The following is a 16,482-nucleotide window of genomic DNA, read 5'->3' as shown; positions in this document are numbered from 1 at the left end:
GCTAGCGGTCGAAGAACAACCGTAAGTCTTCTGCGGCCAACTTCAAAGCTAATCGCGAAGGCCGACAAGCCGGGCCAACCAGAGCTCGGGACGGCGCCCGCGACCAGCGTCCCCAAGCCCGTACTTCAAACCCAAAGCGATGGATAGATTTCAGTAACAGTATTAGGTGCTGTGCATGTTGGGGATAACCGGTGCCCGCTGCAGCTAGGGGGAGTGATGGGGTTGTGGATGACCGGTGGGCAACCGCGGGACCGCAGTGGGATGGCTGGGGACGGAAGTCGACTGTGCACGCAAATACACCGCCGTACCGGTAATTTCCGCGCCTGCGCACAGGGCTGCGCACAGCACCTGGCTGTGACTGTTGTGACAGGGGTGGACCAAGTTTTTTGAAAGAAATTGCGCAGATGCGTTGCGTCAGCGCTTGGATCGCTGCCGGATACGCGTGGTGAGTTCCTTGACGTGATCAAAGACCTCTCGCCGTTCGGCCATCTCGGACAAAATCTTCCGCTGCGCGTACATGACCGTGGTGTGGTCACGGCCGAAGGCCTGGCCGATCTTGGGCAATGACAGATCGGTGAGTTCGCGGCACAGATACATTGCGATCTGACGCGACTGCGCCAGCGCTCGGGTCTTGCCGGGGCCGCGCAACTCTTCGACGGTGGTGTCGAAGTACTCGGCGGTGGCCGCCATGATGGTCGCCGCGCTGATCTGCATGGTGCTGGCGTCGGCGATCAGATCGCGAAGCACGATCTCCGCCAACGCCCTGTCGATCGGGGTTTTGTTCAACGAGGCGAACGCGGTAACCCGGATCAACGCCCCTTCGAGCTCGCGGATGTTGCGTTCGATGCTGCTAGCGATCAACTCGAGGACGTCATCGGGCACCGCCAGCCGTTCCATCTGGGCCTTTTTGCGCAGAATGGCGATGCGGGTCTCAAGTTCGGGGGGCTGCACGTCGGTGATCAGGCCCCACTCGAATCGTGTTCGCAGCCGATCTTCCAGAGTGGCGAGCTGTTTCGGTGGCCGATCCGAGGAGATGACGATCTGTTTGTTGGCGTTATGCAGCGTGTTGAATGTGTGGAAGAACTCTTCCTGGATGCCTTCCTTGCCTTCGATGAATTGGATGTCATCGACCAGCAGAACGTCGACGTCGCGGTAGCTGCGTTTGAAGGCCACCTTGCGGTCGTCGCGTAGCGAGTTGATGAAGTCGTTGGTGAATTCCTCGGTGGAGACGTACTTGACCCGCATCCCGGGGAACAGCCGCTGCGCATAGTTGCCGGCCGCATGCAGCAGGTGCGTCTTGCCAAGGCCCGACTCGCCCCAGATGAACAGCGGGTTGTAGGCGCGGGCCGGTGCTTCCGCGATCGCCAGGGCGGCGGCGTGCGCGAACCGGTTGGAGGCGCCGATCACGAAGGTGTCGAACGTGTAGCGGCGGTTGAGGCTGGTGCCGCCGATGACGGCGGGGTCGGTGGGGTGCGGACGTTCGGTGAAGTAGTTGGGCCAAGTCTGCTCGGCACTGCCGTCACCGTTTTCGTCGACCTCGTCTGCGGCCGGGCTCGTCTCGAAGGCGGTGTCGGTGTGGGACGGGGTGTCCACTTGAGAGAACGGCTCGGCCGGTGCCAAGCCGTCGTCGGCATCTGCGGCGGTTGGCGCGATGCGAACCCCGAGCTGGATTTGTTGACCGAGCCGTCGGCTGAGAGCGTCGGTGATCGGGGCGCGCAGGTGGCGTTCGATCTCGTTCTGCACAAAGCTGCTGGGAACGGACAGCAAAGCGAATCCCTCGACGATGGTGAGTGGCTGGACCAGGTTCAGCCATGCCCTTTGTTGGGGTGTCAGGGGAGTGACGAGCGTGGTGCGGTTGGTGGCCATGCCGTCGCTGGGGAACTCGCCGTTGAGCTCAGAGACAACCGCGTTCCACACGGTCGTGAAGCCTGAACCGGGGTCATCGGTCAACGACGTAATCCCCCTGGTTCTCGCGGATCCCGGGTCGAGGGCACGCGCGCTTGGTGACGAAGGAACTGTCCACACACTTATACACAGGTGTGGACAGGATGAGCGTATGCGAACCGCAGCCTACGGGCGACGGCACGCGATCTTGGGGCTGGTGGCAACCGCGCGGGTTATCAGAGCAGCTGGCCGATCCGCCATCCTCGCTTCGTCGTCGAGCGCCGTTCCACTCTGAAACGGCATTGCCCGAAGCTAACAGTTTTCCGTGTCGCTGCCAACAGTTCTGCTGCATTCCAATTCGGCTTCTTTAGGGCGCTGCGGGGCGTCTCTGTCGTTCGTTTTCGATATCGTGCCGCAGCGCCGCCGCTCAGACGCAATCTTTCGCGGTTATTTCGTTTGGGTCCGTTGCGGCAGGCCAAGTTTGACCCAGCGAATGGTCCTCAGTACCCTCAAACAGTCGCCCGAAAGTCGGCGATACGGCTGCGACCCGGACGTTCGGGGACCGCGCCGGCCAGCAGCAAGACCCATCTCCAAGCGACCGCGGACGGATGCAGTCGACGAGCGGGTGGGCGGACGGCTCGAGTGGTTGAGCCTGGGACAACGAGGAGAATGCCGTGGCCAAGGGCAAGCGGACCTTCCAGCCGAACAACCGGCGGCGAGCCCGCGTGCACGGATTCCGCTTGCGGATGCGTACTCGTGCTGGGCGCTCGATTGTGTCGAACCGTCGCCGTAAGGGCCGCCGCGCCTTATCTGCCTGAACGCAGCGTCAGGTTTTTCGGCGGTGCTACCCGCACGCAACCGCATGAGGCAGTCATCGGAGTTTGACGCCACGGTGAAGTATGGCGTGCGCCGGGCGCAGCCCGACGTGATCGTTCACGTGCGACGTGCCAATGAGGTTGATCCCCCGGGTCCGCGGGTCGGTTTGATCATCTCAAAGAAGGTGGGCTCGGCCGTCGAACGCCATCGCGTCGCGCGCCGGTTGCGGCACGTCGCCCGGACCTTGTTGAGCGAGCTGGATCGACGCGATCGGGTGGTGATCCGGGCACTGCCGACGTCTCGGGAGGCGTCGTCGGCGCGCCTGGAGCAAGAACTGCGGCATGGCTTGCGACATGCCTTGGAGTCGGCGGGATACGAATGACGGCGTCGACGCGCAATGTGGCCGGGGGAGTGGGCAAGGTGACCGGCCGGAGGCTGGTTCGAGCACTGGTATTCCTGATCCAGCTGTATCGACACATGGTCTCGCCGCTGCGGCCGGCGACGTGTCGCTTCATTCCGACCTGCAGCCAGTACGCGGTCGATGCGCTCACCGAGTATGGCTTGATCCGGGGGAGTTGGTTGGCCGCGGCCAGGCTCGCCAGGTGCGGACCGTGGCATCGGGGAGGATGGGATCCGATACCGGACCGACGCGAGCGCCGGGCCCAGTCGGATGACCCCGGTCGCCCAGCCAGCCAAGCGCGGGGCCCCGCGGCGGAGCAACGAAAGAGTGAATCCTTTGTTTGATTTCTTCAGCCTGGACATCGTCTACTACCCGGTGTCGTGGATCATGTGGGTCTGGTACAAGCTATTCGCGTTCGTGCTGGGCCCCACGAACTTCTTCGCGTGGGCGCTGTCGGTGATGTTTCTGGTGTTCTCCCTGCGGGCGCTGTTGTACAAGCCCTTCGTGCGTCAGATCCGCACCACGCGACAGATGCAGGAGCTGCAACCACAGATCAAGGCGTTGCAGAAGAAATACGGCAAGGACCGCCAGCGGATGGCGCTTGAGATGCAGAAGCTGCAGCGCGAGCACGGGTTCAACCCGATCCTCGGCTGCTTGCCGATGCTGGCGCAGATCCCCGTGTTCCTGGGGCTCTACCACGTGCTGCGTTCGTTCAACCGGACCACCGGAGGCTTTGGCCAACCGCACATGTCGGTGGCCCAGAATCGGATGACGGGTAACTACGTGTTCACCCCGGCCGATGTGGGCCATTTCTTGGACGCCAATCTGTGGGGAGCCCCGATCGGGGCGTACATGACTCAACGAGCCGGCTTGGACGCGTTCACTCACTTCAGCCGTCCGGCGGTGATCGCCGTTGGCGCACCGGTGATGATCCTCGCCGGCATCGCGACGTACTTCAACAGCCGGGCCTCGGTTGCGCGCCAGAGCCCGGAGGCTGCTGCCAACCCGCAGACCGCGATGATGAACAAGCTGGCGTTGTACGTCTTCCCGCTCGGGGTTGTCGTCGGTGGCCCGTTCCTGCCGCTCGCCATCATCTTGTACTGGTTCGCAAACAACATCTGGACCTTCGGACAGCAGCATTACGTCTTCGGCATGATCGAAAAAGAGGAAGAGGCCAAAAGGCAGGAAGCGCTGCAGCGCCGGGCAGCCAATGCACCGGGGCCGGGGGCTAAACCCAAGCGCGGTGCCAAGGCAGCACCGGCGAACGGCAACGGCTCCCCGACGGATGCCGATGGCCGCAGCGATGCGAAAGCCCGCTCGGCGAAGGCCGATTCGGACGACGCAGCCAACAGTGGCCGAGCCGACGGGGAACCGGCTCGGGCTCGACCGGACAAGCCGGACGCGGCTGGACGCAACGACGGAACGGCCAACCGCACACCGCGCCCGGGGGCGCGGCCGAAAAGGCGCAAGCGCTGACGAGCGTGTCTGGATTCGACGAGGCCGCCTCGGGCGAGTGACGCCAGCAGCACAGTGACCGCGCAAGAGGGAGAGGGAGAACGACATGACAGACGCCGACACGACCGAGCGTGAATTTGATGCAGAACTCGACGCATCCCCGTCGACCGAGGACGTCCCCGAAGATGCGGCGGCGTCGGGTGACGGCGCCGAGGAGCTCGGCGACCTTGAGGAGCGATTGGTCGCGGAAGGGGAGATCGCCGGCGACTATCTCGAAGAGCTATTGGACCTTTTGGACTTTGACGGCGACATCGATCTGGACGTCGAGGGCAACCGGGCTGTGGTCAGCATCGACGGTAGCGACGACTTGAACAAGTTGGTCGGCCGCGGGGGCGAAGTGCTCGACGCTCTGCAGGAGCTGACCCGGCTGGCAATCCACCAGAAGACCGGTGTGCGGAGTCGGCTGATGCTCGACATCGCAAGCTGGCGGCGGCGGCGGCGCGAAGAATTGGCTGCGCTGGGCGACAGGGTGGCCCGGCGGGTGCTGAACACGGGCGAACGCGAGGAGCTGTCTCCGATGACACCGTTCGAGCGCAAGATCGTCCACGATGCCGTCGCCGCGGTGCCGGGCGTCCACAGCGAGAGCGAGGGCGCCGAGCCGTCGCGGCGTGTTGTGGTCCTGCTCGACTGACGAGCGCTAAGTCACAGGCATGTAATTCAGGGCTTCGAGAACCGTCCAGACCGCGAGGGTCCGATAAACAATGTTTCACGTGAAACAAGAGCGGAGACGTTTCACGTGAAACATTCGAGCGACCGCGAACCGGCGAACGGGCGCGCACCGGGGGATCCCACTTGTCAGGGCGACGCCGGGGACCGCTTGTTCGGGGCAGGCATCGAGGCAGCCCGGCGCTATGCCGAGCTGCTGGCAGGCGCCGGCGTAGAACGCGGGCTGATCGGGCCGCGGGAGGCGGATCGCCTGTGGGACCGCCATCTCCTCAACAGCGCCGTCGTGGCGGAAGTGATTGAGCCGGGGGAGCGGGTGATCGACATCGGCAGCGGGGCCGGTCTGCCGGGGATACCGTTGGCAATCGCGCGACCCGACCTCGACATCGTGCTACTCGAACCGATGCTGAGGCGAAGCGCGTTTCTCATCGATGCGGTGGCCGAACTAGGGTTGGCGGTCGAGGTGGTGCGCGGCCGTGCGGAGGAAGCTTGGGTACGCGAGCAATTCGGCGATAGAGATGTCGCGGTGTCGCGCGCGGTTGCCGGCCTGGACAACTTGACCAAGTGGAGTATGCCATTACTACGGATGGGCGGGCGAATGGTCGCGATCAAGGGAAGCCGCGCTCCCGAGGAAGTGGAAGCGCACCGGCGTGTAATGGCGGCGTCGGGTGCCGTTGATGTCAGGGTGGTGACATGTGGCGCGAACTACTTGAGTCCGCCCGCAACCGTGGTGTTGGCGCGGCGCGGAAATCGCCCGCAGCGAAGGCCGTCGCGCGCGGCGGGCCCCCGGACGGCGACCCCGGGGACGACGGAGGGGAGGGCGCGGTGAGTTCTCCACCACGCGGGTTCGAGAGTGGTTCCCCGCGGCCGACGGGCATGATGCCCGCGCCAGCCGCACCGCTGCCCATCGAGCCGGATGCGCCGCCGCCGCCCCGCCACGATGTGCCCGCGGTGGCGGACATGGTTTCACGTGAAACATCCGACGAATCGGACACGCCGATCGGCGCTGCCGCGGAGCGCGCCATGCGCGTGCTGCACACCACCTACCCGGCGTTGCGCCGGCCCCGCCAACGCCGGCTCTTCACCATCGCGAACCAGAAGGGCGGCGTCGGGAAGACGACCACCGCGGTCAACCTCGCCGCCGCCCTCGCCGTGCAGGGACTCAAGACGCTCGTCATTGATCTCGACCCCCAGGGCAACGCGAGCACGGCGCTCGGCATCCAGGATCGGCAAGCGGGGACACCGTCGTCGTACGAGGTGCTCATTGGCGAAATCTCGCTGGAGGAAGCGATCCGGCCCAGTCCGCACAGCCCGCGGTTGTTTTGCGTGCCGGCCACGATTGACCTCGCCGGCGCCGAGATCGAGTTGGTGAGCATGGTCGCTCGAGAGAACCGCCTACGGACGGCCTTGGCCGGGCTGGACCGCGTGGACTTCGACTATGTTTTTGTCGACTGCCCACCGTCGCTGGGGCTGCTGACCATCAACGCGCTCGTCGCCGCGCCGGAGGTGATGATTCCGATCCAGTGCGAGTACTACGCGCTCGAGGGGGTGTCGCAGCTGATGCGCAACATCGAGATGGTGAAGGCGCATCTGAATCCTCAGCTCGAGGTGACCACCGTGATCCTCACGATGTACGACGGCCGGACGAAGCTGGCCGACCAGGTGGCCGAGGAGGTTCGCCGCTACTTCGGCACCAAGGTGTTGCGAACGGTCATTCCGCGCAGCGTCAAGGTTTCCGAGGCGCCCGGCTACAGCATGACCATCATCGATTACGACCCCGGTTCGCGCGGGGCGATGAGCTATCTGGACGCGAGCCGCGAGCTCGCCGAGCGCAATTGAACACCGCGAAGGGACGACCATGACGCAGCCGTTACGCAAGAAGGGCGGCCTCGGCCGCGGCCTGGCTTCGCTGATTCCCACCGGTCCCGCGGATAGCGACAGCGGGCCGGCAACCCTGGGCCCACGGATGGGGGACGCGGCCGCCGACGTCCTGATCGGTGGGCAGTCGCCGGATGCGACGACGGGCGCGGTGGGTGCGGTGTATCGCGAGATCCGGCCGAGCGACATCGAACGAAATCCGCGCCAGCCGCGGCAGGTGTTCGACGAGGAAGCGCTGTCCGAACTGGTGCACTCGATCCGCGAGTTTGGCCTCCTGCAGCCGATCGTGGTCCGGGCAGTCAGCGGATCGCCGAGCGGCGCGCGTTATCAGATCGTGATGGGGGAGCGGCGGTGGCGCGCGGCCCAGGAAGCGGGCTTGGCCACGATCCCGGCCATCGTCCGGGAGACCGGCGATGACAACCTCTTGCGCGACGCGTTGCTGGAAAACATCCACCGGGTCCAGCTCAATCCGCTGGAGGAGGCGGCTGCCTACCAACAGCTACTGGACGAGTTCGGCGTCACTCACGACGAACTGGCGGCGCGCATCGGACGTTCGCGGCCGCTCATCACCAACATGATCCGGTTGCTGAAGTTACCCATCGCGGTGCAGCGGCGGGTGGCGGCTGGAGTGCTGTCGGCCGGCCATGCCCGAGCCCTGCTGTCGCTGGAAGCCGGCCCCGAGGCGCAGGAGGAACTGGCCGGCCGGATCGTGGCGGAGGGCCTGTCGGTGCGGGCGACCGAGGAGGCCGTCACCCTGGCCAACCGCGGGGAAGCCACCGGCCCCGCGCCGCAGCGCCGCAAGCCGATCCAAATGCCCGGCCTTCAGGACGTGGCCGAGCGGCTGTCGAACACCTTCGACACGCGTGTGACCGTCAGCCTCGGCAAACGTAAGGGGCGAATCGTGGTGGAGTTCGGATCGGTCGACGACCTCCAGCGGATCGTCGACATGATGACCCCCGACAAGGCATGACGCCCGATACCACCTAATTACGTCACTGTGACATTGCCGGGGCTGCCTCAGGGCGACCTTCCGTCGCAATGACCCCGCTTTGCCGGACGTGTATGTGTCCCAAGCTATTTCGCTATACGGCCGGGCGGCGCCCAGGTGCCCGGAACCCTTTGGGGCGCCGGCCCGGGCAGCGGGACAAATACTGGTCCGAAGACGGCCGACTCTCCTATTCTGGAGGGGTTGCTGGTGGCCCCACGTTGACGGCCCGCAGTACCGCCCGGAAGCCAGGAGGCTAGTGTCCCCGCGAATCACGCCGCTGCGGCTCGAGGCATTCGAGCAGCTTCCCAAGCATGCGCGCCGTTGCGTGTTCTGGGAGGTCGACCCCGCGACCCTTGGCAACCAGGACCACCTCGCCGACCCGGAATTCGAAAAAGAGGCATGGCTGTCGATGGTCATGCTGGAGTGGGGTTCGTGCGGCCAGGTCGCGACGGCGGTGCCGGACGACGACCGCGGCCACACCGAGCCGCCGTGCCTGGGGTACGTCCTGTACGCGCCACCGCGCGCGGTGCCGCGGGCGCAGCGTTTCCCCACCGCGCCGGTGTCCGCCGACGCGGTGCTGCTGACGTCGATGGGAATCGAGCCGGGGCAAGCGAGTGAGGATCTGCCCCACGGACTCATCGCCCGCGTGATCGACGAGATGGTCCGGCGCGGCGTTCGGGCGCTGGAAGCGTTCGGCCGTACGCCGGCGGCCTCCGAGCTACAGGATCCGGGGACGGCGGCCCCCGATGTCCGGCCAGTGTTGGAGTCGCTCGGTGATTGCTCGGTCGAGCACTGCGTCATCGATGCCGAATTCCTGAAGGACGTGGGTTTCGTTGTGGTGGCGCCACATACGTACTTTCCCCGGTTGCGGCTGGAACTGGACAAGGGCCTCGGTTGGAAAGCGGAAGTTGAGGCGGCGCTGGAGCGCCTGCTGGCCAGCGCTCAGCTGCAGGAACCGGTCGGCGCGGGCTCTACGGCCGCAAGCAGCTGCAGTTCAACACGGTTCACGGACGGTCGTCAGGTCCCGCCGAGTCTGCTCGTGCGTTCCACCGACAACTCGTGAGCCAGCAGTTCGGCAAAGGTGAATGTGCCGGTGGGCCTGTCGTTCTTGCCCAGCAGATAGAGCCGCTTGACCGCGGCGAGGATGCCTTCGGCGATGGCATCGCGCGTCTGCGTTGAGACCAGCATTGCGCGATCGCGGGGATTGGTGATGTAGCCGACGTCGACCTGAACGGTGGGCATCCGCGTCAGGCGTAGCAGGTCCCACGTCCGGCCGTGGGTGCGGCAATCGCGTAAACCGGTGCGGGCCACCACCTCTCGCTGAATGAAGTCGGCGAGGTTGCGCCCGATGGTCGAGACCGAACCGTGCGAGTTTCCGAAGTGAAAGGAGGCGACCCCATTGGCCGAAGAGCTGCTCTGGTATTCGCAGCGCAGGCTGATCATCAGGTCGGCACCGACGTTGTTGGCCGTCGCGGCGCGCTCGGCGTCCGATGGGCTGCGGTTGGTCGGCCGCGACAGGAAGGTCTCCATGCCGATGGCGGTCATCCGACCCTCGAGCCGACTTGCCAAGTCCCACAACACATCCGCTTCGCCGATGGGGCCATCGGGCCCCTGCACGATCAAGCCGTGGTCCGCACCCCCGCGGCCCGGGTCGATGATGATGCGCTTGCCCGATAGCTTGGGGCCCGACCGGCGTACCAGCTCTTCCTCACGGATGGCATGCGGCGAGCCGCCGGTCACCCGTGAACTGAGAAAATACAAGGACCGCAAGGTTTCTGGGCCGCAGATACCGTCGGCGGCCAGTCCGTATTCGCGCTGATACGACATCAGGGCGTTGTGGGTCTGCAAACCGAAATAGCCGTCGACCAAGCCGGTATAGAAACCGAGGTCCTGCAGCCGCGCCTGCAACGTGGCGACGTCGTCGCCGTACAGTGGGGCGCCGAATTGGTGGTAAAGCGTGCGCGCGCCGAGGCGGTACGAGGCCTCCTTCAGTGCGCGGTAGGTCGCCTCACCGACAATGCCGTCCACCAACAGCCCGCGGTGCTGCTGGAAAGCGCGGACCGCTTGATCGAGCTCCGCGTCGAAGACGTCGGGGGCCATGTGCTCACCGGTGGTCAGGACTTCGTCGTGATCGTCCAGGAGGCCCAGTGCCGTCAGCGTCGCCCTGATCTCGGCCACAGCAGCGCCATGGTCGCCACAGCGCAGCGCGTCGCCGTCTTCACGGCGCGGACTCGACATACCAAGGGCCCTCCGGGATAAGGCTGAACAAGGCAACCGCTAGCAGTTATTGTCGCAGACGCCGCTCAATTTCCGGAAAACCCCAGGCTAAGCGCCGGGCGCGGCGTGGCGAAGCGGATAGGGCTAAGTGAGGTCGGGAACGGCGTCGGATAGCTCACGCAGCAGCGCGGCCTTACCCTTGGCGCCGACGATCCGCTTCACCGGTTGGCCATCCCTGAACAGAATCAGCGTGGGGATCGAAACAACCTGAAAGTCCCGCGCCGTTTCTGGGTTGGCGTCAACGTCCAGTTTGGCGACGGTGAGCTGACCGGCCCGCTCGCTTGCGATTTCCTCGAGAACCGGCGCGACCATCTTGCACGGACCGCACCACGTCGCCCAAAAGTCAACCAGCACAGGCTTGTTGCTGGACAACACGTCCGTGGAGAAGGATGCATCGGAGACTTCTATTGTCGCTCCGGCCTTTTCGGGATCGGTCATCGTCGTGCTCCAATCAATGTGTCTGTGTCCTTGGCGTTTCCAGCTGTTGCCCCGTCGGTCGACGCTACCGATTCCTGCTCGGCGAGCCAGCGTTCCGCATCGATGGCCGCGGCGCAGCCACTGCCCGCGGCGGTGACCGCTTGCCGGTAGGTGCGGTCCACCAGGTCGCCGGCCGCGAAGACGCCGTCCAGCGACGTGCTCGTGGTGCGTCCCTTGGTGAGTACGTAGCCATCGGGGTCGAGGTCTACGACGTCTCGCACCAGCGCCGATCGCGGCTCATGGCCGATCGCGACGAAAACGCCGGTCACCGCCAGGGTGGTTTCTTCACCGGTTACGTTGTGGCGCAACCGCAATCCGGTCACCGTCGTGTCGCCGTCCACCGCAACCGGGGTGTGGTTGGTGACGAACTTGATCTTCTCGTTGTCACGGGCGCGGTTCAGCATGATTTTCGACGCACGGAACTCGTCGCGGCGGTGCACGAGGGTCACATTGTTGGCGAAACGGGTCAGGAAAAGGGCTTCCTCCATCGCGGAATCACCGCCGCCGATCACGGTGATGTCCTGGTCGCGGAAGAAGAACCCGTCACACGTGGCGCATGAGCTCACGCCGCGACCCAACAACTCCTGCTCGCCGGGAACCTGCAGGTACCGTGCCGCGGCGCCCATGGCCAAGATCACGGCCCGGGCCCGGTATGTCTCCCCGTCGGCGGTGACGACCGACTTGATCGGACCCTCGAGCGACACCGACTCGACGTCTTCCATCCGAAGGTCGGCACCGAAACGCAGCGCCTGCTCGCGCATCTCGTCCATCAACGCGGGGCCCATGATGCCTTCACGGAAGCCCGGGTAGTTCTCCACTTCGGTGGTGGTCATCAACGCGCCGCCGAACGAGGTGCCCTCGAAAACCAACGGCGCCAGCTGGGCGCGGGCCGTGTACAGGGCTGCCGTATAACCGGCGGGGCCGGAACCGATGATGATCACGTTGCGGACGGTCTCCTGACCATCACGGACAGAATTGGTGGCGGTCATTCGGGCCTTTCGGATGTGGAAGCTAAGTCTACGAACGCCAGCGTAGGCGCGACTGTTCCCCGGTGTTGAACGCCACACTAGGTGGGCCGGCGGCGACCCACTGCGCCCGGCTATGCCGCGCTTGTGATCGCCGCTGGGTCGATGGGCGGCGACCCACTGCGCCCGGCTACGCCGCGCTTGTGATCGCCGCTAGGGGCGGGGGACTTCGGTGTCGGCCAACATCCCGGTGTCGGCGGCGTTGCAGTTGGTCGCGACCGCGAAGGCCGCGAGCCTGCCGGGAGTGTCGGCGGGCAGCACCAGCAGAACCCCGGGGCGGGCGTTGATCTCGATCGGCCGCGCCCCCAGAACCTGGGTCGAAGCCGGGTAGCCGAGGCCATTCAGGCAGGACGCGCGGTGCGCTTGGTCGGCGAGGGGACCGAAGTCGGGACGCTGGTTGAGGAGGCCGAGGATTTCCGCTTGCGACAGCGGAATCGTCATCGGGGGAGTGGACCGCGTGATGTGTTGGGCAGTGGCCGGGGCGCTGGGTGCGCGCTCGGACGTGGTGGTCAGTGCGGCGGTGCCGACCGCGATCGCCCCGATCGCCGCTCCGAGGCCGACCACCGCCGCGGCCACCTTGGCGGGCCGGGCCTGCGGCCGCGCCAAGTGCGCGGCATCGGGGCCTGCCGGTCGGCCGCCGGACGCCCGCAGCGCATCCGAAATTCGGGCGGTGACCTGTGTCGGGACCTCCGGCGCCGACGCCGGGTCGGCAGCCGCCGCGAGCTCGCAGCGCACCTGGTGCAAAGCGAGCAGCACTTCCCGTGTGCTCGGGTCCGCGCGGACCTGTTGGCGCACGCGCGCCGCAAGATCGTCGTCCAGCAGGCCGGCCTGCAGGTCGGCGAGGAGCTCAACCGTCAGCGGCGCGCCGGCGTCCGCTTCGTGGGAATCTCCGGCATCCGCTGAATGGCTATCGGCTGCACCCATCCGCCCCAGTGTCCGTCATGAGCACGTCGATGGCCACGCACGGCCCCGCGCCGGGCTTGTCGGGGGGCCGCGTCAGCGCCGCCCGGTGGGACGGTCGGGCATTGCGCGGGTGCCGGTGTCGAGATAACCGAGCAGTTCGGCGAGGCGGACCCGGGCGCGCGAACATCGGCTCTTGACCGTGCCCTCGGCGACGCCCAACAAGGCGGCGGTGTCGGCCACCGAGTAGCCCTGCATATCCACCGCCACCACCGCCGCCCGCTGCTCGACGGGAAGCCGCATCAGGGCTCGTTGCACGACGATGGCCGTTTCGACCTGCGCCGTGCGGTCGGCGACCGGGTAGACGTCCTCCAGCGTTGTCGTTGACTGCGCCTTGGTGCGCCGCAGGCGGTCCAGGCACGCGTTGACCACGATGCGATGCAGCCAGCTGCCGACGGCGGCATCATGCCGAAATGAGCCGGCGCCGCGGTGCGCCGACAGCATCGCATCCTGCAGAGCGTCTTCGGCATCCTCGGGCGTACGAGTGGTCAGCCGGGCAAGCCGATGCAGCTGGCGTTGATGACGGCGGAACAACTGGTCGAAGGCGTAGCGGTCGCCGGCGACGTGGGCTGCCAGCAATTCGGCGTCAGTGCGTTCGCGCTGGGCGTGTCTCCCGAAACCCACCGCCGGACAGTAACCAATCGGCGGTGGCGCGGCACTTCACCAGCGTGGGGCCTGTGAGCACTGTCAGGGCGCGGCCTGCACGGTGATCTCGGAGATACTCGCCTGGCTCTTGCCGTCGGTGGTTCCCAGCGTGGAGATCCACACCAGCAGGTTCGACGTCGGCGCACCGGCTTTGACGGGAATGCTGTTGTGACCGGGCTTGAGAGTCGTGGCGGGCGCCAGCACCGCGGTGTCTTTCAATTGCGAAGGAGTCGGTGTGGACGACGAGCGAATCTCCACCTTGGTTCCGCTGCCGGCGATGTCGATGTTCACCTGCCCCACCACGGTCGGTTTGGGCAGCTGCAACATCAACCCCTCGCCCTCCTTGAAAGCCGGGAACGGGACGGCGTCGGAATACACCTCGGTTGACCACGAGGTGCTGGGGTCGCCATCGATCGCCAGCCCGGCCTGCCCCGAGTTGTCGGGGTCGCCGTCGGGGGAGAACACCGTTGCCTTGGTCGGCTTGACGAAGCTTCCCGCGGGAGCCGAGTTCGCGGTCGATGACGAGGTCGACGACGAGGGACCGTTCAGCCCGAGTTCGTCCTTGTTGAGGCCACCGCCGACGTTCCCGAAGATCCTGCTCACCAGGAGCGCCAGCACCAGCAGGGGAACGAGCACTGCGAGGGTCGCACCGACGACGATCAGCGTGTTGCGGTGACGGCGCGCGAAGGTCGCGTGCTCGGGAGCGGGCGACACCCGGGAGGTCGGCGGGGCCGGTGAATCGTCGACCGGACCGAGTATCTCGGTGCGGTCGGCCACCGCCGTAGCTTGTTGGAGAAGATTCAAAAGCGTTGAGGCACTGCGTATTCCGCCATTTTCCTGAACAGCGCGAATGGCGACGGCCGAAATCTGGAACGGTATGTCGCGGTCGACGGCAACGGGCTCGACGGGCATGCCGCCGGGATCCCGGTCGGCCGGTGCGAGGCCGCTGCGCGGCCCCTGCTCGGGTAGCGGCCAGCGGTTCAGCAGCAGGGCGTACAGCGCCGCGCCGATCCCGCGGATGTCGTCCTGCGGATTGGCCGTGGGCATGGTCGCGGGGTAGGCGAGAACGACATCGCCGTCGATGCTGACGCGCACGCGGCCGGGGTCGTCGATTGACAGGGCCACACCCGCGCGGTGGGCGGCGTCAGCGGCCGCGGCCAGTGACTGCATCGCCCGGACGGCGCCGATGGGCGAGGGTGCGGTTTCCGCGACCTCCTGTAATGAACCGCCGCGGATCCACTCGGCGACCACCAACCCACCGGAACCGGTGTGCACCACGTCGAGCACGCGGGCGATCCCGGGCTTGTCGATCCGGCTGAGCCGCAGGGTGCGGGACAGAATGTCTTGAACCACATCGTCGGGCAGGGTGCCGTCGGGATCGACGAAGGTCAGGGCCACCTGCCGGTCTAGCGCGGTGTCCAGTGCCTGCCAGAACTGCAGCGGCGGCGCCCCGCCGTGAAAGACCAGCAGCCGATACCGGCCGGCGGAGATACGAGCGCCGGGAACCAACTGCACATCCTCGGGCGGGGGTGACTCCCGCCCGGGTTCGCGGGGAGCGTCGAAGGGGAGCGGCCCGCGCGCGGATTCGCCGGGGAAATCACTGTTTGTCCCATCGGACGGCTGCGGTGCCGACACCGCGCGCTCGCGAAGTGGCGGAATGTCGGGCTGGAAGTCGTCGGCAACCGGTCGTGGCGGCCCGGCGCCTGATGCGGCGCTCTCCAGTGGGCGGTCGGTCACCTCCGGTCCTTTCGCTATCCGGTCGCTGGCTACCCGCTCCGAAGGCCTGCGCCGGATCGGCTCCTGGACCACATTTACCCCCGGCGGGGAAGAATTCCTCTGCTCAGGGTACGTGACGGCGTCGCGCTGAGACGAAAGGTCCTGGGCAGTCGGCCGGCGCGAAATTCGCCGCCAGACGGCGTTCGTCGCCGCCCGCGCCTCGGGAACCTGTGCGCGAACCATGACCACGACCGCGATTGGCAGCATGATGATCGCCAGCACGAGCAGGCGGAGCAACGAGCCCGCACCGCCGTACGTCCTGGTCAGGTTGCCGAGGTCCAGCGACCGGTCGGCGACGTAGGCGACCAAACCGGCCAGCATTGACGCGGCGAGCGTCACCAGGATTGTCCGCGCCTCGCCGACAGCGAGTAGCTGTCCGCCCGTGGGCAAGAGCGTGCGGCGCAACATGTGATAGCCGACAATCGCGCCCGCCAGAAACCCGAGGCCGTTGGCCAGGCCGAGGAAACCGGCCACCAGCTTGGGGTCACTGGTGACGTGGGGCGCCAGCACCGAGCCGACGACCTTGACCGACGTGATGACGACGATGATCACGATCGGCGTCCAGGGCTGCTCCCGTGCGTAGAACACCCGAAGTTGCAGCAGTACCAGCCCGTAGGGGATCAACGTGAACGCCGACAATGCGATCGCGGCGCCCAGGTACCCCGCGTCGACCCCGCCGAAATGCCCGTAAGCGAACAGGGCGCTGCCGATCGCCGGGCCGGCCACGGTCATGAACGCCACGATGGGGATCAGCGTGATCAACGTCAGCCGAGTCGCCAGCGACAGGTCGGCGAGCACGGCCCGGGTGTCGTCGGCGGCGGCGTTGCGGCTCAGCCTCGGCATCACCACCGTGAGCACGGTCACCCCGATCATGCCGAACGGCAGCATGAGGACCAGCCAGGTGTAGTTGTAGATTGCGGGCCCGGATGCCGCGGCCGTGCTGGCGATCTGGTTGCCTACCACCAGGCCGAGCTGGCTGATCAGCACGTAGAACACCATCGCCGCGGCCATGGCGCCGAATCGTTTGAGCCGATCGTCGATGCCCCACAGCGGGCGAAGGCTGATGCGTTGCCGGCGGATGGCAACCAGCAGCACAGCGCTCTGCGCGAATACCCCCAGCGTGGTGCCGATTCCCAGCACCAGCAGTTTGGGGTTGCCCATCTGCACCGGATCCACCG

The 16,482-nt window shown here is 66.4% G+C and carries 16 protein-coding genes; 9 read left to right on the top strand and 7 right to left on the bottom strand.

Going from position 1 to position 16,482, the window contains the following annotated elements:
- Positions 1-414 precede the first annotated feature (414 nt).
- Positions 415-1,950 (bottom strand): chromosomal replication initiator protein DnaA, encoded by a 1,536-nt coding sequence (gene dnaA / locus JO059_RS08845; protein WP_293315784.1) that lies wholly within the window; start codon positions 1,948-1,950, stop codon positions 415-417.
- A 608-nt stretch (positions 1,951-2,558) separates the two neighbouring features.
- On the opposite strand from dnaA, the gene rpmH reads away from it, so the two are divergent.
- The 9 genes from rpmH to JO059_RS08800 all read left to right on the top strand — a co-directional run bounded on the left by rpmH (position 2,559) and on the right by JO059_RS08800 (position 9,207).
- Positions 2,559-2,702, top strand: coding sequence for a 50S ribosomal protein L34 (rpmH, locus tag JO059_RS08840; RefSeq protein ID WP_076060026.1), 144 nt, complete (start codon positions 2,559-2,561; stop codon positions 2,700-2,702).
- Positions 2,703-2,725: 23 nt separating this feature from the next.
- Entirely contained in the window at positions 2,726-3,082 is a 357-nt protein-coding gene (gene rnpA, locus JO059_RS08835) for a ribonuclease P protein component (protein WP_293315779.1), read from the top strand.
- Entirely contained in the window at positions 3,079-3,444 is a 366-nt protein-coding gene (gene yidD, locus JO059_RS08830; RefSeq protein ID WP_293315777.1) for a membrane protein insertion efficiency factor YidD, read from the top strand. The genes rnpA and yidD overlap by 4 nt, the downstream gene beginning before the upstream one ends.
- Positions 3,428-4,576: a membrane protein insertase YidC gene (gene yidC / locus JO059_RS08825; RefSeq protein ID WP_293315775.1), complete on the top strand. Its 1,149-nt coding sequence runs from the start codon at positions 3,428-3,430 to the stop codon at positions 4,574-4,576. The genes yidD and yidC overlap by 17 nt, the downstream gene beginning before the upstream one ends.
- A gap of 85 nt (positions 4,577-4,661) precedes the next feature.
- Positions 4,662-5,246, top strand: coding sequence for a R3H domain-containing nucleic acid-binding protein (locus JO059_RS08820; protein WP_293315773.1), 585 nt, complete (start codon positions 4,662-4,664; stop codon positions 5,244-5,246).
- A 186-nt stretch (positions 5,247-5,432) separates the two neighbouring features.
- Positions 5,433-6,107 carry a 16S rRNA (guanine(527)-N(7))-methyltransferase RsmG gene (gene rsmG / locus JO059_RS08815; RefSeq protein ID WP_293315804.1) on the top strand — a complete coding sequence of 225 codons (675 nt, stop codon included), beginning with the start codon at positions 5,433-5,435 and terminating at the stop codon, positions 6,105-6,107.
- 131 nt (positions 6,108-6,238) lie between these two features.
- Positions 6,239-7,117, top strand: a complete 879-nt coding sequence (locus tag JO059_RS08810) for a ParA family protein (protein WP_293315802.1) — start codon at positions 6,239-6,241, stop codon at positions 7,115-7,117.
- Between the two features lie 19 nt (positions 7,118-7,136).
- Positions 7,137-8,126 (top strand): ParB/RepB/Spo0J family partition protein, encoded by a 990-nt coding sequence (locus JO059_RS08805; RefSeq protein ID WP_293315771.1) that lies wholly within the window; start codon positions 7,137-7,139, stop codon positions 8,124-8,126.
- 274 nt (positions 8,127-8,400) lie between these two features.
- Positions 8,401-9,207, top strand: a complete 807-nt coding sequence (locus JO059_RS08800; protein ID WP_293315769.1) for an acetyltransferase — start codon at positions 8,401-8,403, stop codon at positions 9,205-9,207.
- Here the strand turns inward: JO059_RS08800 and JO059_RS08795 are convergent.
- From JO059_RS08795 to JO059_RS08770, 6 genes are all read right to left on the bottom strand, one after another.
- A complete protein-coding gene (locus JO059_RS08795; protein ID WP_293315767.1) occupies positions 9,162-10,382 on the bottom strand; it encodes an N-acetylmuramoyl-L-alanine amidase in 1,221 nt (406 codons plus the stop codon). The genes JO059_RS08800 and JO059_RS08795 overlap by 46 nt on opposite strands.
- 123 nt (positions 10,383-10,505) lie before the next feature.
- Positions 10,506-10,859: a thioredoxin gene (gene trxA, locus JO059_RS08790; protein ID WP_293315765.1), complete on the bottom strand. Its 354-nt coding sequence runs from the start codon at positions 10,857-10,859 to the stop codon at positions 10,506-10,508.
- The gene (gene trxB, locus JO059_RS08785) at positions 10,856-11,887 is read right to left on the bottom strand and encodes a thioredoxin-disulfide reductase (protein ID WP_293315763.1); all 1,032 of its coding nucleotides are present in this window, start codon (positions 11,885-11,887) and stop codon (positions 10,856-10,858) included. The genes trxA and trxB overlap by 4 nt, the downstream gene beginning before the upstream one ends.
- 189 nt (positions 11,888-12,076) lie before the next feature.
- Positions 12,077-12,847 (bottom strand): hypothetical protein, encoded by a 771-nt coding sequence (locus JO059_RS08780; RefSeq protein WP_293315761.1) that lies wholly within the window; start codon positions 12,845-12,847, stop codon positions 12,077-12,079.
- 72 nt (positions 12,848-12,919) lie between these two features.
- The gene (gene sigM, locus JO059_RS08775) at positions 12,920-13,507 is read right to left on the bottom strand and encodes an RNA polymerase sigma factor SigM (RefSeq protein ID WP_293315759.1); all 588 of its coding nucleotides are present in this window, start codon (positions 13,505-13,507) and stop codon (positions 12,920-12,922) included.
- A gap of 63 nt (positions 13,508-13,570) precedes the next feature.
- On the bottom strand, positions 13,571-16,482 hold a 2,912-nt coding region (locus JO059_RS08770), incomplete at its 5' end, for a lipid II flippase MurJ (RefSeq protein WP_293315757.1).

The sequence above is a fragment of the Mycobacterium sp. genome (genome assembly GCF_019247615.1).
Taxonomy (GTDB): domain Bacteria; phylum Actinomycetota; class Actinomycetes; order Mycobacteriales; family Mycobacteriaceae; genus Mycobacterium.
This window is presented reverse-complemented; position numbering and strand designations above follow the sequence as displayed.